The following is a 23871-nucleotide window of genomic DNA, read 5'->3' as shown; positions in this document are numbered from 1 at the left end:
CGTCACCGGCCAGAACAATGTCGGTGGAAGGCTTGAAGGGCACGGGCCTGGCTTCCACAAGCCCACTCACTACGACATCACTTCCTGCGAGCCGAAGAAGATGGTGGTCACTCTCAAGCCGACAGCTGAGCACATCGGCTACATACCGATGCTGCTGGGTTTCTCCACGATGACTGACGGAGCCCTGCCCTCGTACAGCAACACGGGGTCGGTTCTGGTCGGCAGCGGTGCGATCCCGGTGAAGACCGAGCTGGCCTCCGCAGGCGGTACCGCCACCGGAACAATGCCTCCGACCACGTCTAGCACGACGACATCGAGTACGACCACTTCACCGACGGCCAGCGGGACGGCCACACCGACGGCCCCGGCGACCTCGGCCACCCCACCGACAGCCAGTGGTACAGCCACGCCGACAGCCCCGGCAAGCTCCACCACGCCGGTCACCTCGACCACTGGGACGGTGACGGTCACCAAGACGGTGACGGTGACCTCGACCGTGGTCAAGCCTCGCCCACCGCGGCCGACCACCTCGTCCTCAACCACGACGACCGCCACGACATCCACCACGACGACGTCCAGGGAGCCACTGCCGACCGCTTCCGCATCAGCGCCTACCACGGTTCCCCCGAGCACCGACACGATGTCGACGACCACCTCCACAACTTCATCGTCCAGCGCAAGCCGCCCGCCTCTGCCGACAGCCTCGGCCTCGGTGCCGCCCGGCACCGCCAGCACGACGACCACCTCCGGAGCGACGGCCGCACCCACGAGCGGCGGACTGCCGACCAATCCTGTGGCGTCAGCGACCACCTATCGTCCAGGCGTGGCCACTCCGGTTCCTGTGACACGGCAGAACCTGGGCTCACCCCGTTATGTCGACACCGGTGTGCCTGACGAAGGTGGGCCGGAATGGCGCCTGGTCGCAGGTGGCCTGGGCCTGATGGCCGCCTCTGGTCTGGTCCTGGTCGTCGCTGGTCGGCGGCAACGACGCTGACCAGGGGTCAAGTCTCCTACCGGTCACTGCGGTGACTCCTGCAGAGAACGCAGGGCACGGCCACCGTCAGGTGCTGCGACTGCTCGCCCTGACGGTGGCCGTCATCGGTGCCGTGCTGCTCTTCCGAGGGATCGGTGGCGAGCCGGAAGCAGCACCCCTGCCTGCGTCGACCTTCGACGAAAGGACCGTTGAACATCCCTCCGCTCACGACCAGCAGGAGTCGGTGCCGTCGAAGCTCTACGGACCCCGACGCCTGGGGATTCCCTCCCTGGGGGTCGATGCGCCGGTCGAGGACGAGGAACTCACCGGAACAGGAGAACTCGTCATCCCTGGCGACCCCGCGACAGTGGGACGTTGGCGTGATGGCCCTGACCTGTCAGCCACCGCCGGAACCACCCTTCTGGCCGGGCACGTCAACTTCTCCGGGGTGGGCAGGGGAGCGCTGGCCGAGCTGCACCGTATCCGCCCTCGGGAACTGGTCGTGACCACCGACGCCTCCGGGCACGTCTACCGATGGCGAGTCAGTGCGGCCTCCGTCCATCACAAGGATGCCCTGCCTGCCTTCGAGCGCAGTGGCCGGAGGCAGCTGGCCCTGGTCACCTGCGGAGGGCCAGTTCTGCAGACCGGGAAGGGACACAGCTACCGGGACAACATCCTCGTCTACGCCGATCCGATCCCCTGACCGGACCGTCGTCCCTGCCACCTGGGAAGGGCACTTCCGCAGGAGAGCCGGGCCGCCCCGATCAGTGCTCCGAAGATCCTGGACGCAGATGGAGCGCTGCCACCACCACAGCGCCGGCGGCCAATCCCACGGCGGCCGACCCCAGAGTGTTCGTCAGCCAGCCCAACAAACCGGCCAGCGGCCCGGTGGCCTGCCGTACCGCTTCTTCAGCGTGGTGAAGCAGGCCATAAGGAGCGTGCCAGCCCAGCGTATTGGTGCCGGACAGCAGGATGTGTCCGCCTACCCACAACATGGCCAGAGTGCCCAAGGAAGCCAAACCGGCCAGCAGATAAGGCATCCCCTGCACCAGGGCCTGGCCCACGCGTTGTGAAGGTCGGGACCTCCTGCCCGCCAGGTACAACCCGATGTCGTCCATCTTCACGATGAGCGCCACCACGCCGTAGACACCGACGGTGATCAGTACACCCACGACGGTCAGGATGATCGCTCGGGAGATCAACGGCTGGGTGGCGACCTCGTTCAAGGCGATCACCATGATCTCCGCCGACAGGATGAAGTCGGTGCGGATCGCTCCGGTCACCATCTCCTCCTCGGCCTCCGCTCCGCGTTGCCCGACGGTCGCCTCGGGTAACTCTCCGTGCCCGGACACTTTCTCCCAGATCTTCTCCGCACCCTCGAAGCACAGATAAGTGCCACCGGCCATCAGCAGCGGAGTGAGCAGGGAAGGCGCGAACTGGCTCAGCAGCAACGCCATCGGGAGGATGAGCAGAAGCTTGTTCCGCAGCGATCCGATCGCGATCCGCTTGATCATCGGCAGCTCGCGGTCAGGGGTGAAACCGGTGACATAGCGGGGGGTCACCGCAGCATCGTCGACGACCACACCTGCTGCTTTGGCGCTGGCTCGGGCAGCGGCGGCGCTGACATCGTCCACGGAGGCTGCCGCCGCTTTGGCCAGGACGGCGATGTCGTCCAGGAGAGCGACGAGCCCGCCGCTCACCGGTGGGCCTGCGCAGGAGTCGGGACAGGATCGGGAAGCATGCAGAGACTGTAGGGCAGTGGGCGACCCTGATGACAGATCACCGGTGTACATCTGGCCCGACCGGATAACCCCGAATAGAGACCCTTGTCCGGATTATATTGGGAGCAAGTCTGATTCGCGATGATGCGCAGGCCTCACCTCATGTCGGGAGACGCACCGATGGCCCCAGAACACCAGGTCAAAGACCTCAGGCTCGCACCTGCCGGGCGGCATCAGATCCGCCTCGCGGAACACGAGATGCCGGGCCTGATGGCGATCCGTGCCGAATTCGCCGATCAGCGTCCCCTCCACGGTGCTCGCATCGCCGGCTCCTTGCACATGACAGTGCAGACAGCGGTCCTGATCGAAACGCTCGTGGCCTTGGGCGCGCAGGTCCGTTGGGCGTCCTGCAATATCTACTCCACCCAGGACGAGGCCGCAGCGGCGGTCGTCGTCGGTCCGGACGGCGATGTCGAGAACCCTCGTGGGGTCCCGGTCTTCGCCTGGAAGGGAGAAACCCTCGAGGAGTACTGGCACTGTGCCGAGAAAATCTTCACCTGGCCGCAGGACCAGGACGGCGCTGAGGTCTATGCCAACATGATCCTCGACGACGGCGGTGATGCCACCTTGCTCGTCCATCAGGGGCGCGCCTGGGAAGAAGTCGGGGGCGTGCCCCCGACCGGGCCAGAGGACTCAGTCGAATTCACCGTGGTCAAAGAGCTTCTTCGGAAATCCCTCGATGCTGATGACCGTCGTTGGCACCGTGTCGCCGACCATATCCGGGGGGTCACCGAAGAGACCACGACCGGGGTACACCGGCTCTACCAGCTCTTCGAACGTGGTGAACTCCTTTTCCCCGCCATCAATGTCAACGACTCGGTCACCAAATCGAAGTTCGACAACAAATATGGCTGTCGGCACTCCCTCATCGACGGCCTCAACCGCGCCACCGACATCCTCATCGGCGGCAAGACCGCCGTCGTGTGCGGCTACGGTGACGTCGGCAAAGGATGTGCCGACTCCTTACGTGGCCAAGGTGCCCGGGTCGTCGTCACCGAGATCGACCCCATCTGTGCACTCCAAGCAGCGATGGAGGGCTACCAGGTAGCACGGCTGGAGGATGTCGTCGGTCACGGCGACATCTTCGTCACCACCACCGGCTGCCGAGACGTCATCCGTACCGAACATCTGCTCAGGATGAAGAACAAAGCCGTCGTGGGTAACATCGGCCACTTCGATCATGAGATCGACATGGCTGGTCTGGCAGCCATTCCCGGGGTGTCCAAGGTCGAGATCAAACCCCAGGTCCACGAATGGGTTTTCGAGGCCGATGAACACGGACCACACCGGTCCATCGTGGTCCTCTCCGAAGGGCGACTGCTCAACCTCGGCAATGCCACCGGCCACCCCAGCTTCGTCATGAGCAACAGCTTCGCCAACCAGACCATTGCGCAGATCGAGCTGTTCGGCCGACTGCAGGAATATCCACTGGGTGTGCACGCCCTGCCCAAGAGCCTCGACGAGAAGGTCGCCCGGCTCCACCTCGATGCGCTGGGGGCGCACTTGACCCTCCTCACCGCCGGCCAAGCGGACTACTTGGGTGTGCCGGTCGACGGACCGTACAAGCCCGAGCACTACCGCTACTGAACGAAGCACACCCGTCGAATTCGGGCGAGACGACCACAGGAGGTCGAGGCTTCATCGGTCAGGAGCCTCGGAAGTCGACCCGTATTTTGCTGCTGACCTCGGCATATCCGATCAGAGTGCTTGTGAGCAGGTACTATTCGACCCGGGACCGCAGGGGAGAAGGGAACAGGCATGAAAGCACGCGTGCTCGTCGTCGACGACGACCTGGCACTGGCAGAGATGCTCGGGATCATTCTGCGAGCGGAGGGCCTGGAGGTCGTCCACCGCGCAGACGGTCCGTCCGGCCTGGACGCCGCACGAGAACTCAAACCCGACCTGGTGCTGCTCGACGTCATGCTGCCGGGCATGGACGGCATCGAAGTGTGCCGACGGATCCGTGCCGACAATGGCGTTCCGATCGTCATGCTCTCGGCCCGGACCGACACCATCGATGTGGTCGTCGGGCTGGAGTCCGGCGCCGACGACTACGTCCTCAAACCCTTCAAACCTCAGGAACTCATCGCTCGGGTGCGTGCCCGGCTGCGCCGCGGTGAAGACCCCGAACCCGAGCGTCTCACCATCGGAGACCTGGTCATCGATGTCGCCGGCCACAGTGTCAAACGGGGCGAGGAGATCGTCCCGCTGACTCCTCTGGAATTCGAGCTTCTGGTGGCACTGGCCCGCAAACCCTGGCAGGTGTTCACCCGTGAGGTGCTTCTGGAACAGGTCTGGGGATACCGGCACGCCGGTGACACCCGGCTGGTCAACGTGCACGTACAGCGTCTGCGCAGCAAAATCGAGAAGGACCCCGAGCACCCCGAGATCGTGGTCACGGTGCGCGGTGTCGGTTACAAGGCGGGCCCTAGCTGATCGTGATGTCGGACACTCCACCGTCGGTCACGACCCCCTCGCGGACGACCTGGGTGGCCGGTGCCGCCCGCAGAGCTGTGCACCTGACCACCGCAGGTGCGCGGGGCTGCTCCTCCTGGGTGGCTCATCAATGGCGTTCCAGCCTGCAGTTCCGAGTGGTGACCGCCACCGTGGTGCTCTGCCTGGTGGTCATGGGCCTGCTGCAGACCTACCTCTACCAGCGGATCGCGGACGGCCTCGTCCAAGACCGCATCGTCAGCACTCGAGAGGAAGCGGCTGCCGGAACCCGAGAGATCCAGGCAAAACTGGCGAACACCGACAAACTGGACAGCGAAAGTCTGCGTCAAACGGCGTACGACCTGATCCGACAGCAGGAATCACAGCGGGGGGAGAGCACTCGCGACTTGATCCTCACGAAGGCCAGGAGCAATTCCTCCCGCGACATGAACCTGCCTACGCTCGAGACAGGGATCGACCCCAAGGTCGTCCCTGACGACATCCGGGAAGCGATCTCGAAGGACCCCTCCCGTCAGCAGGTCAAGATCATCAGCATCCCCCGGGGCGAGGACCAGGTCTCCGCGGTCCTCATCGGGGCGATCGTGCGTATCCCCGAAGCCGGGGACTACGAGCTGTACTACGTGTACCCCATGGACCGTCAGGAACAGATCCTGAACATGGTGGAACGCACATTCCTCCTCGGCGTCGTCATCTTCGCCGTACTGGTCGGACTGATCTCGCACGTGGTCACCAGGCTGGTCGTCGACCCGGTCAGGGAAGCGGCGGTGGTGGCCGGTCGACTCGCCAACGGGAGATTGAACGAACGCTTGGACATCAAGGGAGAGGACGACCTGGCCAAGCTCGCTGCAGCCTTCAACGACATGGCCGACACCTTGCAGGCGCAGATCTCCAGGCTCGAAGATCTCTCCGCGGTTCAGCAACGCTTCGTCTCGGACGTTTCCCACGAACTCCGTACTCCGCTGACCACGATCCGGATGGCTGCCGAGGTCATCCACGACGATCGGGAAGCTTTCCCTCCGGTTTCCTCCCGATCCACGGAGATCCTCTACGCAGAAGTCGAACGCTTCGGCGACCTGCTGGCCGACCTCCTGGAGATCAGCCGCTTCGACGCCGGTGCGGCGAACCTCGACCGAGACAACGCCGATATCCGGGATGTCGTGCACCGGGTGCTCGCCGGCACCGCAGAACTGGCCAAACATAAAGGAAGCAGCGTCCTCCTGGTCGGTGCCGACGAACCACTGCGCGCTGAGATGGACCCCCGCCGGGTCGAACGCATCATCCGCAATCTCGTCTCCAACGCCCTCGAACATGGAGAAGGACGTCCGCTGCGGGTCGAGATCGCGGGGAACGACAGCGCCGTCGCCATCGCCGTACGCGACTTCGGCATCGGGCTGCGTCCCGGAGAAGCAGATCTGGTCTTCACCCGGTTCTGGCGCGCCGACCCCTCACGGAAACGCACCACCGGAGGCACCGGCCTCGGGCTGGCCATCGCCATGGAGGACGCCCGACTTCACGACGGATGGTTGCAGGCCTGGGGCGAACCCGGTGAAGGATCCCGTTTCCGGCTGACCCTTCCTCGTGTCGCAGGACGTCCCATCGGTTACTCACCGCTGCCCCTCACCGACCCCAAACCACAGAAGATCGCAGACGGCCAACCGGTCGGTGAGCCCATCCGCTCCACCGAGGAGACCCCTGCCGCCACCGCGCCAGCGGCCAGCGCCTTGGGCGCCACCGCCGTGGCGGCACCGGAGGCGAGTGCCGAAGGGGCAACCCCCGAACCGACGACAACGGAGGCTTCTCCCACAGAGGGGAAACCGGCCGATGCCGTCCCGGATCCAACGATGCCTCCAGAGAATACGACCGAACAGCCCGATGACGAGATCGACGACCTCGACCGCATGCCACCTCCGGAAGAGCTCGCCGAGATCGAAGGCCTCGCCGAACTGGAAGCTCACGCACGCACGATGCGCCAGGAGACTCCGGAGGTGAAGGAGTGACCGCTCGGGGGCAGGCACGCCGTCGACGCGCTCTCCTGGGAGCTGTCCTGACAACGGGTATGCTCCTGGGCGCCTCGGCCTGTGGAGGGCTCCCGGTCAGCAGCGAAGTCATGCCCGGAGACAATGTCTCCCAACCATTGGTACCCCCGGTCCGGCAGCATCCCGCAGGACCGCAGAAGGGCGCTGACCCGCAGAGCATCGTCTCCGGCTTCTTACTGGACGGGTCGGCCCAGAGCGAGGACTATCGGGCAGCCAGGGAGTACCTGGCTGCCGGTACTGCTGAACGGTGGGTCCCTCGCGCACACCCCTCCTACCTGTACTCGGGGAAGCGCGCGTTGACGATCCAGCCTGGCGCCGAGACACAGGGCCGACTCACCGTGCGGGTGAGCGCGGAAGTCACGGCGATGCTCGGGGCGGACGGCCGGTACACCGAGTACGTCACCCCGGAGAAACGTTCTGTCGAGTTCCACCTGACCCAGGTCAGCGGGCAATGGCGGATCTCCCAGCTTCCGGAGGACTTCGGAGTCTGGCTGGACACTTTCTACTTCGATCGTTCCCACCAGCCTTTCACCGTGGGATATTCCTCCCCGATCGGCCGGACGATCATCCCCGATCGTCGGTTCTTCCCGGTGTCCGGTGCCCTGCTCACGGCGCTCGCCCGGGCTCAGCTCGACCCCATCCCGCCGTATCTCCAGGGGGCGGTCACCACCGGTTTCCCGACGCTGACCAAGTTGTCTGTCGACGCGGTGACCGTGCAGGACGGACTGGCCAGACTGGATCTGACGTCGGCGGCATTGGACAGCCGTGCGGAGGAACGGCGGGCGGCCTTGGCCCAGGCGATCACCACGATGACCCAGGTCACTGCAGTGGCAGGGGTGTCCCTTCAGGTGGACGACCGGCCATTGGAAGTGATCGGGGTGGCTGCCCCACCGAACGAGTTGAGTCAGCTGGGCTACCAGACGGCTCCGGGACCGAATCCGGGATGGGTGGTGGTCCGGCAAGGAGCTCGGCTGATGCCGATGCACTCCGGTGATCTGCGGTCGGGGAAATCGAGTGCACAAGGGCCTTACCTTCCTTCGATCGATCCGGCCTACAGCAAGCTGGCCGTTTCCTCGGATATGCACGACATCGCTGCGGTCTCTGCCGACGGGCGGGCTTTGCTCCGTTGGCGGCAGAACGGTGATCCGAGCAGCCCTGGTCAGTCGGCAACCCAGCCACCTTTTGCGGTCGGGATGACCCGCCCGACCTATGACAGCCATCACGGACTGTGGGTGGGGGGCGCGCTGCCCTCCGGAGGTGCAGGTATCTGGGTGATCGACACCCGCGGTGAGGTGGAGAAGACACCGGCACGGCAGATCGAGGCACCTTGGCTCGCCGGTGCGACGATCCTGAACCTGTCGGTCTCGACCGATTCGCAACGTCTGGCGATGGTGCTGAGGGAACGGGACGGCCGGGTGCGGATTGCCGTGAGTGGGGTGGTCAGAGGACAGGACGAACGCCCCCAGAGCCTGACTGCGCCGGTGTTCCTGGGAGGGCGAATCGTCGATGCCGTCGATGTGACCTGGTCCTCGCCCTACCAGCTAGCTGTTCTCGGTAGAGCTGGGCAGGGTCAGGATCTGCGGGCGCTCTCGGTCGGGCTGGAAGGCCGTACCGAGGTGTTGGAGCTTCCGCCAGTTCCAGGAGCGAAGAGCATCGTGGCGTTGGGATCGGGGCAGCTCGGGATAGTGGGTGGCGACGGGCGGCTGCATTTGTCGATCGCCGGTCGATGGCAGGAAGCCACGGCGGCTACCGACGTCATGGCTCCGTGAGTTTCCTCGCGCTGGGGTGAACCGAAAGGGCGGTTTTCTGCCCACAAGGGTGTTTCGTGCTCGTCGACTGTCCACAGGTGGCGGCGGGTGCGGCTCGCCCGAAGACCTGGGAGCACAGCCTGGCCTGCGTGAAGGTGCGTGAAGCGATGCGAATGGCGTGGGATCTGGCTCTTCCTCAGTCCTGCGCCGGATGCGGACGTGGCGAATCGGGTTGGTGTGCGCTGTGCCGAGGGGAGGTTCTGCGTTCCGGGGCGGGTGCTTCCTGGCTCCTGGTCGAGAGGGAGCCCTCCATCGGGTGTCCACAGTGCTGGGCAGCGGCGGAGTACACCGGGCCGTTGCGCCGAGCGTTGTCCGCCTACAAGGACGGTGGCCGTCGTGATCTGGCCGGGCCGTTGTCGGAGCTGCTGGTCTCTCCACTGTCCAGGGCCATCGCGAGGAGTCCCTCGGCTGGTCGGATCGTGGTGGTTCCGGTTCCTTCCGGGGCCCACGCCCGGCGTGTCCGTGGGGACGAGCCGCTGCTCACCTTGATGGATCGTGCCGTGCGGCTCCTTACCCCGGAGCTACGGTTCAGGCTCGGGCAGGAGGACGGCGGATATGCGGCGAGGGGGCTACGTGTGTGCCGCACCGTCTCGGACCAAGCGGGACTTTCGGCGCGGGCGAGGGCGGGCAATGTGTCCGGCGCTTTTGCCGGGAGCGAGGTACTCGCTGCGGCGACGGTGATCGTGGTCGACGACATCGTCACGACTGGGGCGACCTTGGCTGAGGCGGCCCGGGCGGCTCGGTCAGCGGGGGCGATAGCTGTCTCTGCGGCCTGTGTGGCAACGACTCCGTCTCGGCTGGGAATTAGCTGAAGATCCTCCATCAGTATGGTGAAGGTCCTGGTCGTCGGGTGCTCGGTGGCCTAGAATCCCCGTATGGAAGGACGTCCCGCCGTCGGCAGTAGCCGGAGGTCCGGGGCGTTCGTCATTTTCCGGGGTGCCGAGAGGGGGAATGCCTGCCCCTGTTCTTCTCTGTTGTCGTCGTAGCAACTCACGCCTCACCAGGAGGTCACCATGGAGATCACTGTCACCGGCCGCCACGTCCAGATCTCGGATCGTTTCCGCCAGATCCTCAGCGAGAAGCTGACCAAAGTCGAGCAGTACGCCCCGCGTACCCAACGGATCGACGTCGTGGTGAGTCACGAGACCAGCAAAGCTGCACCGAAAGGCAGCGAGCGTGTCGAGATCACCTGTATCGCCAAAGGTCCGGTGATCCGGGCCGAGGCTTATGCCGACGACAAGTACTCAGCGATGGATCTGGCTCTGCAGAAGCTCACCGAGCGGCTGCGTCGAGCGGGGGACAAACGGAAGGTCCGCCGTAGGGGAGGGCCGGATCTCGACGGTGCGACTGCGGATCTCGACGTGGTCACTCTTGACGCGGGGGGTGCCCTTCACCTCGCCGAGGAACTCGACGAGCGGAGCCCCCTGGAAGAGAAGCTCGGCGCGCAGGGAGATCTTCCTGTTCAGGTGAGGGAGAAGGTCCATCAGGCCGTTCCTATGGCACTGGACCAGGCCTTGTACGAGATGGAGCTGGTCGGCCACGACTTCTACCTCTTCATCGACCGTGATTCGCAGCGTCCTTGTGTCGTGTACCGGCGCAGGGGCTGGGACTATGGCGTGATCGCTTTGGACGCTTCGGCCGAGGTGTGAGTTCTGCGGTGATTCGCCGCTGAGTGATTCTTCCGTGGGGTGTACCGGTCAGAGGTCCGGTACACCCCACGCCTTTGTGCGACGGTTCTTCTCCGGGAGGAGGACAACTCGGGATTCGGGGGGGGGGAGGCGGCCTGACCCGAGCGTCCTGGACGCTCATGCCATGATGACCGGGTGAGCTTTGTCGCGGATGACTCCTCGCTGTCTTCTCCCGGCCTGACCCGGGTCGTCATCGTGGATGACCATGTCCTCTACCGGCGCGGTCTCGACCTGGTGCTCTCCCAGGAGGAGGACATTGAGGTCGTGGCGGAAGCCGATGGGGGAAGGGCCGCGATCGTGGCGGTCAGCGAGCACCGCCCTGATGTCGTCGTGATGGATGTGCGGATGCCCCGTATGAACGGGATCGAAGCGTGCGAACACATTAAACGCGCTCATCCGGAGACCCAGATCATCATGCTGACCACCAGCGATGACGAGCAGGATCTTTTCGATGCCGTGCGCGCGGGGGCCAACGGGTACCTGTTGAAAGATGTTCCTCCTGAGGAGGTCGTCGCCGGAATCAGGACATTGCGCTGGGGCGGTTCCTTGGTGTCCCCGACGATGGCTGCGAGCTTGATGCGTCAGTTCGCGAGCCTGGCGCGGCAGGACGAGGCGTCCGGCGGCGGGGGCGCTCGGTTGACGGACCGGGAACGTGAGGTCCTGGTGCACGTCGCCCGGGGCCTGGGAAATCGCGAAATCGCGAAGGCGCTGTTCATCTCGGAGAACACCGTGAAGAACCACGTGCGTTCGATCCTGGAGAAGCTGCAGTTGCACAGTAGAGTGGAAGCTGCCATGTACGCGGTGCGAGAGCACCTGGTGGACGATCACGGGAGAGAAGCTCGCCCTCGATATGCCAACGGTGACCGGAGACCTGGTGAGTACAGCTGAGGGGACCCGCACGCTGAGCCTGACTCAGGCGCGTCGGATCGCGGTGGATTCACAGGGGTTCGGAGCGCGTCACCGTCCTCGGGGAGCGGTCCGGGCCAAGCACGTCCGAGCAGTCGCTGACCGGTTGCATGTCGTTCAGCTGGACAGCGTGACGGCCCTGACCCGCAGCCATTACCTGCCGTTCTACTCCAGATTGGGCCCCTACGACCCGGCTCTGGTGGACGAACTGCGTGACGGGGACAGTCGGGGGCAGCGTCATCTGGTGGAGTACTGGGCGCACGAGGCCTCGTTGATCTCCCCGGAGATCTGGCCACTGTTCGGTTTCCGGATGCGTCAAGCAGGGACGGACTCATGGTCGGGGATGCGCAATGTCGCTCAGGAGCATCCGGACCTGGTGGACATGGTGTACCGCGAGGTGACGCGCTACCCGGGGTCGACCTCTCGTGAGGTGGAGGCGGCTTTGCTCCACGAGGAGGCGATGCCGGCCGAGAAGGGCTGGGGCTGGAACTGGTCTTTGGTGAAATCAGCGCTGGAACATCTGTTCTGGGCGGGGAAGGTGACCAGCTCAGGGCGGAGCCGCCAGTTCGAACGGCGATATGCACCGGTGGAGACGGTGCTGTCGGACCAGGTGCGACGCCGGGGCCCGGACGGCGCCGACCCTTTTCCCGAGGACGAGGCGGTATGCGCCCTGGTGGAACTCGCTGCCCGTGCCCACGGGGTGGGGAGCGAATTGTGCTTGCGGGATTACGCCCGACTGTCCGCCGATCGGGCTCGCCCGGCGATCCGCACGCTGTGTGACGAGGGAGTCCTGCTCCCCGTGCGGGTCGAGGGGTGGCGCAAACAGCTCTACATCCATCGGGAAGCACGGCTGCTGACGCGTCCGGTGCAGGCACAGGCACTGCTCAGTCCGTTCGATTCTTTGATCTGGCAGCGTGATCGGGTTCGCTCACTGTTCGGGTTCGACTATCGCCTGGAGTTCTACACCCCGGAACCCCAACGGGTCTACGGCTATTACGTGATGCCTTTCCTGTGGGGCGAGAGCCTGGTGGCCAGAGTCGATGTGCGCTCTGATCGTCGGGCCGGAGCACTACGGGTGAAATCGATCTACTGGGAGCCGGGGAGGTACGACGACGGCGCAGCGGAGGCACTGGACGCTGAGCTCTGTTCGTTGGCCTCCTTCCTGAATCTGACCGAGGTCCAGATGGGCCGAGTGATCGTGCGCTGAGCTGCCCCTGGCCGCAGCACTCGCCTGCGCTTCAGGCAGGTTGGTGTGCCATGCTGCGCCCATGTCGCAGATCAGGGTCGAACATCGTGAACAGGAATCCTGCTGGGAAGCGCTGGAAGGGGAAGAAGTTGCCGGGCGGGTCGACTACCTGCTGACCGGACATGTGCTGACTTTCACTCATACCGAGGTGCCTGCGCGTTTCGGTGGACGAGGGATCGCGGGGATGCTCGCGCAGGCTTCGCTGGCTGATGCCCGTGCCCGAGGGCTGCTGGTAGATCCACAGTGCTCCTTCTACGCCAGGTGGTTCGACAAACATCCTGATGAGAAAGACCTCTTGGTGACCGGTCAGGAACCAGGGAACTGACGAACACGGCGGGGGTATCGGCGGACTCATCGCCAGACCTGTGGATGGGCTTCTGCTGCGTCGTCTAGGCTGGTGCCCGCCGTATGTCGTGCGACCGTGCTTTTCTCCGGGTCGCACATCGGTGTCACTGTCCGACACGTTCTTGTCGTCGCGCAGTCGCCTGCCAGGCGTCTGCCTCTGTGAGAACGTGACCTGTATCCCTTGGGAGAGTATGTCGTGGCGAAGATCGTCGATCGCATCCTGCGCGCCGGTGAGGGACGCGAACTCCGGCGCTTACAGGGCTTCGCAGCCCAGGTCAATGCTATCGAGGACGACTTCGAAACGCTGTCGGACGCGGAGCTGAAGGAAGAGACCGACCGTTTCCGGAAGCGCCTCGCTGACGGAGAGACCTTGGACAGCCTCCTGCCGGAGGCCTTCGCTGCGGTCCGGGAAGCGGCCAAGCGCACTCTTGGCAAGCGGCACTTCGACGTGCAGCTTGTCGGCGGCGCAGCACTGCATTTCGGGAATGTCGCCGAGATGAAGACTGGTGAGGGAAAGACCCTGGTCGCGACGCTGCCGAGCTACCTGAACGCCCTGGAAGGCCGCGGCGTCCACGTCATCACCGTCAACGACTACCTGGCGCAGTACCAGTCGGATCTGATGGGGCGTGTCCATCGCATGCTCGGCCTGGAGACCGGGTGCATCCTGGCCAAGATGACTCCGGCGGAGCGTCGGGCCGAATACGCCAAGGACATCACCTATGGCACCAACAACGAGTTCGGCTTCGACTACCTGCGTGACAACATGGCGTGGGCGACCGAGGAGATGGTGCAGCGTGGGCACAACTTCGCGATCGTCGACGAGGTCGACTCGATCCTCATCGACGAGGCCCGGACGCCGCTGATCATCTCCGGTCCCAGCGACCAGGCCACGAAGTGGTACAGCGAGTTCGCCAAGATCGTGGAGCATCTGCACCGGGGACGCCCGGGAGACCGGGTCCGGGGGATCCTGCCGACCGGTGACTACGAGATCGACGAGAAGAAGCGGGTCGTCGGTGTTCTCGAGCAGGGCATCGAGAAGGTCGAGGACCTGCTGGGGATCGACAATCTCTACGAGAGCGTGAACACCCCCCTGGTCGGTTACCTGAACAACGCCATCAAGGCGAAGGAACTCTTCAAGCTGGACAAGGACTACGTCGTCATCGAGGGCGAGGTGCTCATCGTCGACGAGCACACCGGCCGTATCCTCCCCGGGCGTCGGTACAACGAGGGGATGCACCAGGCGATCGAGGCCAAGGAAGGCGTCGAGATCCAGAACGAGAACCAGACCCTGGCCACGATCACCCTGCAGAACTACTTCCGGCTGTACACCAAGCTGTCCGGGATGACCGGTACCGCGCAGACCGAGGCTGCCGAACTGCACCAGATCTACAAACTGGGCGTGGTGCCGATCCCGACAAACCGGCCGATGGCCCGCCGCGACCAGCCGGACCTGATCTACCGCACGGAGAAGGCCAAGTTCGACGCGGTGGTCGAGGACATCGTCGCGAAGCACAAGAAGGGCCAGCCGGTGCTGGTGGGCACGACCTCGGTGGAGAAGAGCGAGTATCTCTCCCAGGAGTTGTCGAAGAACAAGGTGCGTCACAGCGTCCTGAACGCGAAGCAGCACGAGCGTGAGGCCGCTATCGTCGCCGACGCGGGGCGTCGCGGGGCGGTCACGGTGGCCACCAACATGGCCGGTCGTGGTACCGACATCATGTTGGGCGGTAACCCCGAGTTCATCGCGGTCAGCGCGCTGAAGGCGCGGGGGCTCTCTCCGGAGGAGACTCCGGAGGAGTACGAAGCGGCCTGGGACCAGGCCCTGCTCCGTGCCGAGGAAGAGGTCAAGGCCGAACATCAGGATGTGATGGGGCTGGGTGGCCTCTACGTCCTGGGTACCGAACGGCACGAGTCCCGCCGGATCGACAACCAGCTGCGTGGTCGTTCGGGGCGACAGGGCGACCCGGGTGAGTCCCGCTTCTACCTGTCCTTGCAGGACGAGCTGATGCGGATGTTTAACGGAGGTTTGGTAGAGCGAATGATGTCTAAGACTGGCTTAGAAGATTCTGTACCGATCGAATCTAAGTTGGTCACACGCTCTATCCAAAGTGCTCAAAGCCAAATTGAGGGACGTAACTTCGATATTCGTAAGAACGTCCTCAAGTACGACGACGTGTTGAACACTCAGCGCAAGGTGATCTACGGAGAGCGTCGCCGAGTGCTCGAGGGCGAAGAGATGCACAGCCAGATGGTGCATTTCATCACCGACACGATCGACTCCTATGTGGACCTCGCGACGGCCGAAGGCTTTGCAGAGGACTGGGACCTGGACACCTTGTGGGACGCTCTGGGGCAGCTTTACCCGATGACGCTGACGCTGGAGGAACTGGAGGACGCTGTCGGTGGGCGTCCTGGTATCACGGCCGAGATCCTCCGTGAGGAGCTGGCCTCGGACGCGCTGCATGCCTTCGACCGGCGGACGGAAGAACTGACCGAACCGGTCATGCAGCAGGTGGAAAGGCGTGTCGTGCTGGCCGTTCTCGACCGGAAGTGGCGGGAACACCTGTACGAGATGGACTACCTGCAGGAGGGCATCGGTCTGCGTGCGATGGCCCAGCGCGATCCGGTGGTCGAGTACTCCCGTGAGGGCTACCAGATGTTCAACGCGATGCTCGACGGCATCAAGGAGGAGTCCGTCGGCTTCCTGTTCAACATCGAGGTCGACGCGTCGATGGTCGCGGCGGCTGCCGCTGAAGAGACCCCCGAGGTGCACGCCAAGGGTCTGGAAGCGCACAAGTCCACCTCCTTGCACTACAGCGCTCCGTCGGACGACGGGTCGATCGAGGAGCACGACGAGACCCTCGGAGGCGGTTGGTCGGACTCCGGGGACCAGATGAGTCGCGCTGAGCGGCGGGCTTCGCGGAAGCGCCGCAAGGCCTGACAGCTGGGTTCCAGTTGGTCGGAACGACAACTCTGCCGGGTGCTACCCCATGTCGAGGGCGGTGATGATCCACCTGCCGTCGAGCCCTTCGATCCGGAGGGCCAGGGGTCGCACCCGGTATTTGTCTGCCAGGACGACGACGGCTTCGACGATGCCATCGCGGACGTCGCACACTCGTACTCGACGGACCACCACGGCGCGGCGTGCCGGAGCGCGTCCGGCCTGGTGTGACTGCCTGCGGAGGAGGGATTCGAAGACCTTCGGTGAGCAGTGCCGCATCACCTGGGTCGCGGGGCGTGCCCCGGCGGCGATCTCACTGAGAGCGACTGCCATGCGGGCGACGAACTGAGGCGCCGGAGGGAGGTCCGCCGTAGCGGTGGGGCGGCGTTCGAAGAGCCGATCGGTGGTGGCGGAGGGGCGATGCCGTAGGCGTTTGGGCTGTTCCTCGAGGGGGAGCTCGTCTTGAACGGAGCGGGTCGAGGAGCGGGTGACCGCCAAGGGGACCCAAGCAGCATCGGTGATGGGTGGTGGGGCAATCTCCGGTCGTGGGCAGAGAGGCGTCGGGGGGAGCGCGGTGGCGGTCATCGTGGGGCTTTCGGGCTGAGTGGAGAGGTGAGGGTCTGTCCGGGGCGTAGGCGATGAGGGTTGGGGAGTTCTGTTCTGTTGGCGGCGAGCCAGCGCGGCCACTCGACGGCGATCTCGGCTGGGGTGGCTTGATCGCCGAGATGGCGTGCGGTGATCTGCCAGAGGGTGTCCCCCGGGCGCACCGTGACGGTCTTGGCTCTGGCTGCCTGTTTTCGGGCGCGGTCGTCGGGGTGTAGCCCGGGGTCGGGCAGGGGACGGTCGCCATTGGGTCCCTGAAGGGTTTCCTGAGAGGACACTGCCGTAGTGATGCCTGGGCTGGATATTGCTGTGGCTGCCTGGGCTTGGGGAGCCCATGCGGTGGTGGCCAGAGTGAGGGCAGCGAGCCGACGCATGGTGGCGGGAGTGGTCCGCTCCACGAGCGTTCGGGCGATGGCGCCGGTCGCCCCCGGTATTCGGGCGATGGCGTAGGCGAGATGGATGCACAGCAGCCAGCCGGTGAGGCCGGCAGTGGTGGCGGCGGTGAAGCATTGCACCGCGGTTGAGGGGGTCATCGTCGGGGACTGAACAGCCTGCCAGGCGTCCTGGGCAAACCATTGCGTGGCTAAGGCGAGCAGGCCGGGAATGACGAGTCGGCCGATGGTCACGCCCGGACGAGCCATGTCCGTTTTGGTGTGCTTCACCCCTTAAATATGGCGTTTGATGCTGTTTGATGTCAATTGATGCTCTAAGGCCTGCTTCGTTTCGTTTAGATCTCACTTGTCCATGTTTTTTGGTGTTCTTCGAAAGGTGAAGCAGGTCAAGGTGGTCCGTGTTGATGCCGATGGGTGCATGGCTCAACCTGGCCCGTCGTCGGCCCGGGGGTGTCGAAGACGATCAGGCGGGATCGGGAAGGAGGCGGTGCAAGATGCGTTGGGAACGGCTGTTCGAAGACTTAGAAGCTCTATGGGAGGCCGACGAGCTTGCGCATCGGTCTGCGGAGGTCGCCGATCGGACGAGGCGGGAGCGTGCCACGGTCGCCCTCGTGGACCGATTGGTCGCTCATCGAGGGGAACTGGAGATCCTCCTGACCGGTGGGCGGCGGATCGTGGGTGAGCCGCAAGAACTCGGGGCGGACTTCGTCCTGCTCGTCGGTGGAGGACGGAGCCATCTGGTGCCGCTGGCCGCAGTCGTCCAAGTCACTGGGCTGGGGTCGCGGAGTGCAGGGCCGCAGAAGGTCGCCCGGGTTCGACGTTTCGGTTTGGGCTACGCCCTGCGCATATTGGCGCGAGATCGGGCGGCCGTTGTCCTTCAAGATGTTTCCGGCCGTAGCCTTACCGGAACCGTGGACATCGTCGGGGTCGATCATCTCGACCTGGCTGAGCATCCGCTTGATCTCCCACGGCGAGGGGAGTACGTGCGGGCGCGGCGCACCTTGCCGCTGTCTGCGGTGGTGTGTGTGAGCGTCGGTTGGTCGGGGCCGGCTTGATGGGGGAGTCGACTTAGAAGCGAGCTTCGCGATGTTCCTTCGCGGCAGCTTGTTGTTCGGCGTACTTGCCTTGGATGAAGTCCTCGAGCACCTCGGTGTCGACCCGCCACTGCCCACGTCCGCCGATCTGAATGGCGGGCAACTCGCCGGAGCGGACCAGGGCGTACCCCTGGGCGGATGAGATCGCCAGCATCTCGCAGACCTCTGAGAGCGGGAGGAAACGGCGTGACATGGCTCTGCCTCTGTGTGGGTCGGATATCGACGGCGAAAGCGGGGTGGGTGACCCGGCCTCTGGTTTGTTTATCACATGGTGGCCAGGGGAGTCCCCTCCTCGTCCACAGGGCCGGACGGCAGAAATATCGGCACAAAACAGATAAATGGCATAATGGACGGCCGTACAGGAGGGCGCCGCAGCCATTGCTACCGCGCGCCACCCAGAAGACGCAGGACCAGGGGGAGATCCGCCATGCCCGAGAACACCCACGCCCGGAGGCTTCGACGACCACACTGGCGTGACAGCCGACTGCTCGTCGGGCTCCTCCTCATCGTCGCCTCCGTGGCCACCGGAGCCCGCGTCGTCGCCGCAGCCGGACAGACCACCCCCATCTACGCAGCGACTCAAGCACTCATCCCGGGCGAACGACTCACCGCTGATCGGCTTACCCGGGTCGATGTCGCACTCGGGCAGACCTCCGAAAAATACCTGTCCGCCGCCGAGCCCCTTCCCGACGCCGTCATCGTGCGAGAGGTTCGCGCAGGCGAACTGCTCGCGGACACCGCCATCGCACCAGGAGACCATGGCGGACGGATCCCCATCGTCATCCCCGTGCCAGCCGAGACCGCCCGGATCCTCACGGTCGGGTCCACCGTCGACATCTGGGTCAATGACAAGCAGCTCACCTCCGGGACCTCCCAGTTCGGCACCCCACGCAAGGCCGTCAAAGCTGCCCCGGTCGGACGGGTCCCAGATCCCGACGAAGGGCGGCTGGCCGGACTGGGCACCACCGCGGTCCAGGTCCATGTGCCCCACGCCGACGTCGAAAGACTTGTCGGAGCCATGGACCAGGGCGCCAAGATCACCCTGGTCCCCACCGCAGGTTCCGCGCAACGGGAACGCTGATGCGCATCACCCTGCTGCTCGCGGTCCCTCAGGCCTGGGAGACCGACGTCGTCGAAGCACTCACCGCCTGCACCCGGGTCGAACTCGTCCGTCGCTGCGCCGACCTGCCAGAACTTCTCTCCGCCGTCGCGGCACAACTCGGTGAATGCGTACTCGTCGGGAGCACCCTTCCCGGACTGGATCGCACCGCCGTGTCCGAGCTGCGCAGCAACGGAGTCCGTATCGTCGGGATGACCAGCCCCGGCAACGAAGGCGATGAACGCCTCCTCCGCCAGCTCGGCATCGACACCGTCCTCCCGGCCGACACGCCCACCGATCGACTGCAAGCTGCGCTCCTAGGGCAACCACTGACTGAAGAAACCAGCCTTCTTCCACCGGCCTCGGAGCGAAACCCGATGAAGACCGGCCATCCAGAACCTCCGACAGATCGACCCGCCGGCCAGGACCCGGACATCCCGCAGATGCTGCCTGACCTGGCCAGTCACCTTGCCCGATATACCGCTGAACCACCTAGCGACCACACCGAACTGGCTACTGTCATGCTCGACGGCGCCCCGGGGTCGGCCTCCGCCGTCGAGGCCGGAGCAGACATGGCAGCCGAAGAAATGACGACTGGCCGTGTCATCGCCGTCTGGGGCCCAGCCGGAGCCCCCGGTCGCAGCACCATTGCCCTGAACCTCGCCGAAGAAGCCGCTCTCGCCGGCGCTCGCACCCTCCTCGTCGACGCCGACCCCTACGGGGGTGTCCAGGCGCAGCTCCTGGGACTCCTCGACGAATCACCCGGACTCGCCGGAGCCATCCGGGCGGCGAACCAAGGCCACCTCGATCGTCCCGGCCTGGAGAAGTACTGCTCACCCGTCTCCACACGCCTCTCCGTGCTCACCGGCATCACCCGGTCCGACCGGTGGCCGGAACTGCGGCCGGCACCTTTCGAGGACGTCCTACGGTTGGCCGCGCTCGCCTTCGAACTCGTCGTCGTCGACTGCGGCTTCTGCCTCGAGGACGACGAAGAACTCAGCTATGACACCGCAGCACCTCGTCGCAATGCGACCACGCTGACAACGCTCGCCCAGTCCGACCACCTTCTCGTCGTCGGCGCGGCCGAACCAGTGGGCCTCCAACGTCTCGTCCGTGGGCTTCAGGGCCTTGACACCGTGGAGACCCCGCCGACACGCACCGTCCTGATCAACCGAGTGCGGTCAGGAGCGGTCGGTCCGGACCCCACCCAGGCACTTGCTGCGGCGTTGAGCCGTTTCGTCGGGCTCCGTGGAGCCGTCTACGTGCCGGACGACCGGGCTGCCTTCGACTTGGCGGCACTCGAAGGGCGCACGCTTGCCGAGTGCGCTCCCCATTCCCCGGCCCGAGAGCCGATCAGGGCTCTCGCCCACGCCTTGTCCGGTCGGGCAGCGCCATCGGTGGGCGCCCGACGGCGAGCAGAGAACAGTCTGAGATGGCTCCGTAGGCCTCGCCGCTGACCGCACTTCGGCGCTGCGGGAAAGCCGGCCTGTGTGAGCATGGGACAGTGGCGGATCACCTCAGCCCTCTGGGCGCTTCCTTCCTCTATCTGGAAAGCCCGACCACGGCCATGCACGTTGGCTCGGTGTTGCTCCTTGACGCAGAGCCGGGCGGCCTGGATCGGGAACAGCTCGCTGACCTGGTCGTCTCACGAACCGCAGGCGTGCGGCGATATCGACAGAAGGTGCGAGAGATCCCCGGACGGATCGCTGCGCCGATCTGGGTCAACGCCGCCGATTTCGACCCGACCTATCACATCCGCTATGCGGCCTTACCCCGTCCGGGGACCCAGGAACAGCTCGAGGAGTTCGTGGCCCGGATCATGTCCAGGCCTCTCGACCGCTCCCATCCGCTGTGGGAGGCCTACATCGTCGAGGGGCTCGGGGACGGGCAGATAGCACTGGTCACCAAGACGCATCAGGCATTGGTCGACGGGACTGCGGCGGTGGACATCCCCCAGCTCCTCCTCGACACCGACCCGGCCCCTGACACCGGACGCAACCCCGAGCCGCCGCCTTCCCGGGAACCCAGCGATGCCGAGCTGTTCACCTCATCGCTGATGGCGTTGGCCGCTCGCCCTCAACGCTGGTTCGGCCTGGCGGCCGGTGGCGTCAGCGAACTCACCGATGTCGCAGGCCGGGTCCTCGGACATCTCGGCGAACTCGCTGGCGCCATGGCCCGTACTGCGGCCGACCCTGCGCCACCCAGCCCGTTGAACACGTCCGTGGGTATCGCTCGCCGAGTCGGCTTCACACAGATCCCGCTGGCCGACTTCCGAGAGATACGGGACAACTATCACCGTCTCAGCCATGCACGGGAATGCACGGTCACCGATGTGATGCTGACGGTACTCACCGGTGCGCTGCGGTCCTGGCTGCAGAGCAGGGGGGAGCCCGTCCACGATGCTGCCCGGGTCCGGGCGTTGGTTCCGGTGAGTGTCGTCGACTCGGAAACAGCGGTCGGTATGGGACCTTCTGTCCAAGCTTGTTTCGTGGATCTCCCTGTGGGAGAGCCTGACCCCTTGATGAGATTGGATCAGATCGCCTTCCAGATGCGTCGGCAGGTCAGCGAGGGCAGAGCCGTTCGGGGCCGTGCGCTGGCCCAGATCGCAGGTTTCGCGCCCTCGACCCTGCACCACGTGGGCGCACAACTCGGGAATGCTGCTGCCCGCCGCTTCTTCAACCTGGTCGTCACCAATGTGCCGGGTCCGCAACACACCCTGTGGGCGGCAGAGGCCCGGATGAGCATCTGTTACCCGATCATCCCTCTGGCCCAAGGGCAGTCACTCTCCGTCGGGCTGACCTCCTATGCCGGGACGGTCGGTATCGGTTTCAACGGGGATCGTGGCACGATGCAGGATCTCGGAAGCTTCCCGACCTTCACCCGAGAATCTCTGAACGAACTGACAACAGCCCTCGCTGCGGACCGATCGACATCGAGGACACCGAAGGAGGAGAGACACGTGCGTGACATCCGGGTCTACCTGGCGCTGGACGAGAGCAAGCTGCGACAGCTCGCCGAAGGACACTCCCTGGACGCAGGAACGGTCCGGGCCAGCGCCGTCACCGCTCAGGTGCGTCAAGCTTTCCCGGAGGACGACGAAGAAGACCTGGAGTACGACGCGCTCCTGGTCGCCGCCGAAATCGTGACCGAGGAAGCGCCTGGAAGCAGAGCCGTCGTCGCCGCCGTCGACCTGCCTGCACGCTCCCTGAGCATCGTGGAGGACGGAGAAGGCTGGGTCGGTTTCGAAGTCGTCCTGCGTTGCTCGGTCCAGGCTGCCGACCTCGTCGCTGTGCACGCAGCAGAGATCGGCGCTGAACCAGACGACGAACTCCTGTGGTACGACGTCAGCGAACTGGGACGGCTCGCTCGCGGGGAGATCTGAGCGGGCCTCCCCGCAGGATCAGCCCTGGGCGTGTTCCTGGAGCCAGGTCTCGCCGATACGCTGCTCGGATTCCAAGGCTGAACGCACCAAGGGTTCGGTCGCCCGCTCGACAGCCGCTCCCATCAACGGAACTCTTGCGGTCAGCTCACCGACGTAGGAGACGCAGGTGTTCTCCCCCTCGGGGAACAGGCTCGCCTTCGCCGACAACCGGACGGGGGTCCCCTGGACCACTACTTCGACCTCGCCTTCTCGACGGCCGTCAGCGGACGGAACGGACCAGACGGTCCGCTGTACCGCGGTGACCGTCGACCCCACGAAAGACTTCATCATGTCGGGCAGACCCTCGGTCGGCAGCTTCCGCGCCGTGGTCACCGACAGCATCCGGTGACATTCGGCAACGGTGACCGTGGCCTGGGCGTCACCGGTCGCGGTGCACAGGGCACGGTGGAACTCGGCATCGGCGAACATCACGGACACGGTCTCCGGTGGGGCCGGGTACGTCAGACGGACAGAAAGTCTCATGTGTTCACGCTAACTGTCGGTGCTCACCCCTCCTGAATCCCGGAGGCCGGGTGTCTCCGATCGAATACGCTCGGCCGACGCGAGACAGGAAGCTGTGATCTCGCTACACGATTTCCGTAGTCGGCTTCTCGCCCGCCCGGCCGCCGCGACCGCTTCGTGGCGCAGCTCGTCCGACTCGGCGCGCCGCCAGAGAGACCCTGCCGCAGCCATCGCTTCCGCATACCCCGTCAATGCGGTGGACAAAGCTCTGGTCGAGTCCTGGAGAAGGACCCCGGCGTCGCTGTTCGCCTGACCGGGAGAAGTCGCCCGCCATCGCAGAACCTCTTGCCCGATGACCGCGGCAGCAGCCTGCACGGAGGCCCGGTCGGTGTACAGCCGTGGATCGATGTCATCGTGGTCATCCCGCATCGACGGACCCCTCAAGAGCCAGCGCGAGCCCGACCAAGGCAGCGAGGGCGTCCCGAACCGCCCGTTGCTCAGTCTGCCGACCGACGTCCACCGGCAGATCGCCGAGAACATCGGCGATCCGGTGGCCGGGAGAAAAATCAGGGGCGGAATGCCCGGACGAGTGAGGCAGGACGTCTGAGGGGGTCACGGGCACCAG

The 23871-nt window shown here is 65.2% G+C and carries 24 protein-coding genes; 16 read left to right on the top strand and 8 right to left on the bottom strand.

Annotated features, from left to right (window positions below):
• Positions 1-138: 138 nt before the first annotated feature.
• Positions 139-810, bottom strand: a complete 672-nt coding sequence (locus DX923_RS16705) for a hypothetical protein (RefSeq protein WP_116114147.1) — start codon at positions 808-810, stop codon at positions 139-141.
• A gap of 13 nt (positions 811-823) precedes the next feature.
• Between DX923_RS16705 and DX923_RS16700 the strand changes: the two genes are divergently transcribed.
• Both DX923_RS16700 and DX923_RS08680 read left to right on the top strand, forming a co-directional pair.
• A complete protein-coding gene (locus DX923_RS16700; RefSeq protein ID WP_240322571.1) occupies positions 824-994 on the top strand; it encodes a hypothetical protein in 171 nt (56 codons plus the stop codon).
• 31 nt (positions 995-1025) lie between these two features.
• Positions 1026-1676, top strand: coding sequence for a class F sortase (locus DX923_RS08680; RefSeq protein WP_162872868.1), 651 nt, complete (start codon positions 1026-1028; stop codon positions 1674-1676).
• A gap of 61 nt (positions 1677-1737) precedes the next feature.
• Here DX923_RS08680 and DX923_RS08675 read toward each other — a convergent pair whose 3' ends face one another.
• Positions 1738-2673 (bottom strand): DUF808 domain-containing protein, encoded by a 936-nt coding sequence (locus DX923_RS08675; RefSeq protein WP_116116244.1) that lies wholly within the window; start codon positions 2671-2673, stop codon positions 1738-1740.
• A 201-nt stretch (positions 2674-2874) separates the two neighbouring features.
• Here DX923_RS08675 and ahcY point away from each other — a divergent pair, with 201 nt between their 5' ends.
• The 10 genes from ahcY to secA all read left to right on the top strand — a co-directional run bounded on the left by ahcY (position 2875) and on the right by secA (position 16175).
• Complete coding sequence (ahcY, locus tag DX923_RS08670) at positions 2875-4341, top strand: adenosylhomocysteinase (protein WP_116116243.1); 1467 nt, start codon at positions 2875-2877, stop codon at positions 4339-4341.
• A gap of 171 nt (positions 4342-4512) precedes the next feature.
• Positions 4513-5190, top strand: a complete 678-nt coding sequence (gene mtrA, locus DX923_RS08665) for an MtrAB system response regulator MtrA (protein WP_116114141.1) — start codon at positions 4513-4515, stop codon at positions 5188-5190.
• Positions 5191-5195: 5 nt separating this feature from the next.
• Complete coding sequence (mtrB, locus tag DX923_RS08660) at positions 5196-7205, top strand: MtrAB system histidine kinase MtrB (RefSeq protein WP_240322570.1); 2010 nt, start codon at positions 5196-5198, stop codon at positions 7203-7205.
• Complete coding sequence (locus DX923_RS08655) at positions 7202-9013, top strand: GerMN domain-containing protein (RefSeq protein WP_116114137.1); 1812 nt, start codon at positions 7202-7204, stop codon at positions 9011-9013. The genes mtrB and DX923_RS08655 overlap by 4 nt, the downstream gene beginning before the upstream one ends.
• Before the next feature lie 56 nt (positions 9014-9069).
• A complete protein-coding gene (locus DX923_RS08650) occupies positions 9070-9864 on the top strand; it encodes a ComF family protein (RefSeq protein WP_116114136.1) in 795 nt (264 codons plus the stop codon).
• Positions 9865-10065: 201 nt separating this feature from the next.
• Positions 10066-10701 (top strand): ribosome hibernation-promoting factor, HPF/YfiA family, encoded by a 636-nt coding sequence (hpf, locus tag DX923_RS08645; RefSeq protein ID WP_116114134.1) that lies wholly within the window; start codon positions 10066-10068, stop codon positions 10699-10701.
• Positions 10702-10875: 174 nt separating this feature from the next.
• Positions 10876-11628 (top strand): response regulator, encoded by a 753-nt coding sequence (locus DX923_RS08640; protein WP_116114132.1) that lies wholly within the window; start codon positions 10876-10878, stop codon positions 11626-11628.
• On the top strand, positions 11615-12853 hold the full coding sequence (locus tag DX923_RS08635) for a winged helix-turn-helix domain-containing protein (protein WP_240322569.1): 1239 nt from the start codon (positions 11615-11617) through the stop codon (positions 12851-12853). The genes DX923_RS08640 and DX923_RS08635 overlap by 14 nt, the downstream gene beginning before the upstream one ends.
• A gap of 61 nt (positions 12854-12914) precedes the next feature.
• The gene (locus tag DX923_RS08630; protein ID WP_116114129.1) at positions 12915-13217 is read left to right on the top strand and encodes a GNAT family N-acetyltransferase; all 303 of its coding nucleotides are present in this window, start codon (positions 12915-12917) and stop codon (positions 13215-13217) included.
• Positions 13218-13433: 216 nt separating this feature from the next.
• Positions 13434-16175: a preprotein translocase subunit SecA gene (gene secA / locus DX923_RS08625; RefSeq protein WP_116114127.1), complete on the top strand. Its 2742-nt coding sequence runs from the start codon at positions 13434-13436 to the stop codon at positions 16173-16175.
• Positions 16176-16217: 42 nt separating this feature from the next.
• Here secA and DX923_RS08620 read toward each other — a convergent pair whose 3' ends face one another.
• The gene (locus DX923_RS08620; protein WP_116114126.1) at positions 16218-16760 is read right to left on the bottom strand and encodes an Rv3235 family protein; all 543 of its coding nucleotides are present in this window, start codon (positions 16758-16760) and stop codon (positions 16218-16220) included.
• Complete coding sequence (locus DX923_RS08615; RefSeq protein WP_116114124.1) at positions 16757-17419, bottom strand: LysM peptidoglycan-binding domain-containing protein; 663 nt, start codon at positions 17417-17419, stop codon at positions 16757-16759. The genes DX923_RS08620 and DX923_RS08615 overlap by 4 nt, the downstream gene beginning before the upstream one ends.
• Positions 17420-17574: 155 nt before the next feature.
• Here DX923_RS08615 and DX923_RS08610 point away from each other — a divergent pair, with 155 nt between their 5' ends.
• Positions 17575-18225 carry a hypothetical protein gene (locus DX923_RS08610; RefSeq protein WP_240322568.1) on the top strand — a complete coding sequence of 217 codons (651 nt, stop codon included), beginning with the start codon at positions 17575-17577 and terminating at the stop codon, positions 18223-18225.
• 13 nt (positions 18226-18238) lie between these two features.
• Here DX923_RS08610 and DX923_RS08605 read toward each other — a convergent pair whose 3' ends face one another.
• Entirely contained in the window at positions 18239-18457 is a 219-nt protein-coding gene (locus DX923_RS08605) for a helix-turn-helix transcriptional regulator (RefSeq protein WP_116114121.1), read from the bottom strand.
• Positions 18458-18691: 234 nt separating this feature from the next.
• Here DX923_RS08605 and DX923_RS08600 point away from each other — a divergent pair, with 234 nt between their 5' ends.
• From DX923_RS08600 to DX923_RS08590, 3 genes are read left to right on the top strand one after another with little or no spacing between them, the layout of a single operon-like run.
• Positions 18692-19345 (top strand): hypothetical protein, encoded by a 654-nt coding sequence (locus tag DX923_RS08600; protein ID WP_116114119.1) that lies wholly within the window; start codon positions 18692-18694, stop codon positions 19343-19345.
• Complete coding sequence (locus tag DX923_RS08595; protein ID WP_116114117.1) at positions 19345-20820, top strand: AAA family ATPase; 1476 nt, start codon at positions 19345-19347, stop codon at positions 20818-20820. The genes DX923_RS08600 and DX923_RS08595 overlap by 1 nt, the downstream gene beginning before the upstream one ends.
• 47 nt (positions 20821-20867) lie before the next feature.
• Entirely contained in the window at positions 20868-22745 is a 1878-nt protein-coding gene (locus tag DX923_RS08590) for a wax ester/triacylglycerol synthase family O-acyltransferase (protein WP_116114116.1), read from the top strand.
• An 18-nt stretch (positions 22746-22763) separates the two neighbouring features.
• On the opposite strand, the gene DX923_RS08585 is transcribed toward DX923_RS08590, so the two are convergent.
• Genes DX923_RS08585 through DX923_RS08575 form a run of 3 tightly spaced genes read right to left on the bottom strand, consistent with a single transcriptional unit; the run spans position 22764 to position 23862 of the window.
• Positions 22764-23267: a DUF2505 domain-containing protein gene (locus DX923_RS08585; protein ID WP_116114114.1), complete on the bottom strand. Its 504-nt coding sequence runs from the start codon at positions 23265-23267 to the stop codon at positions 22764-22766.
• A gap of 9 nt (positions 23268-23276) precedes the next feature.
• On the bottom strand, positions 23277-23675 hold the full coding sequence (locus DX923_RS08580; RefSeq protein WP_116114113.1) for a hypothetical protein: 399 nt from the start codon (positions 23673-23675) through the stop codon (positions 23277-23279).
• On the bottom strand, positions 23665-23862 hold the full coding sequence (locus tag DX923_RS08575) for a hypothetical protein (RefSeq protein WP_162872867.1): 198 nt from the start codon (positions 23860-23862) through the stop codon (positions 23665-23667). Before DX923_RS08575 ends, DX923_RS08580 begins: the two co-directional genes overlap by 11 nt.
• Positions 23863-23871: the final 9 nt, after the last annotated feature.

This window comes from Austwickia chelonae (assembly GCF_003391095.1).
GTDB lineage: Bacteria > Actinomycetota > Actinomycetes > Actinomycetales > Dermatophilaceae > Austwickia > Austwickia chelonae_A.
Note: the sequence above shows the minus strand (reverse complement) of the source record. Positions and strands in the feature narration are given on the sequence as shown.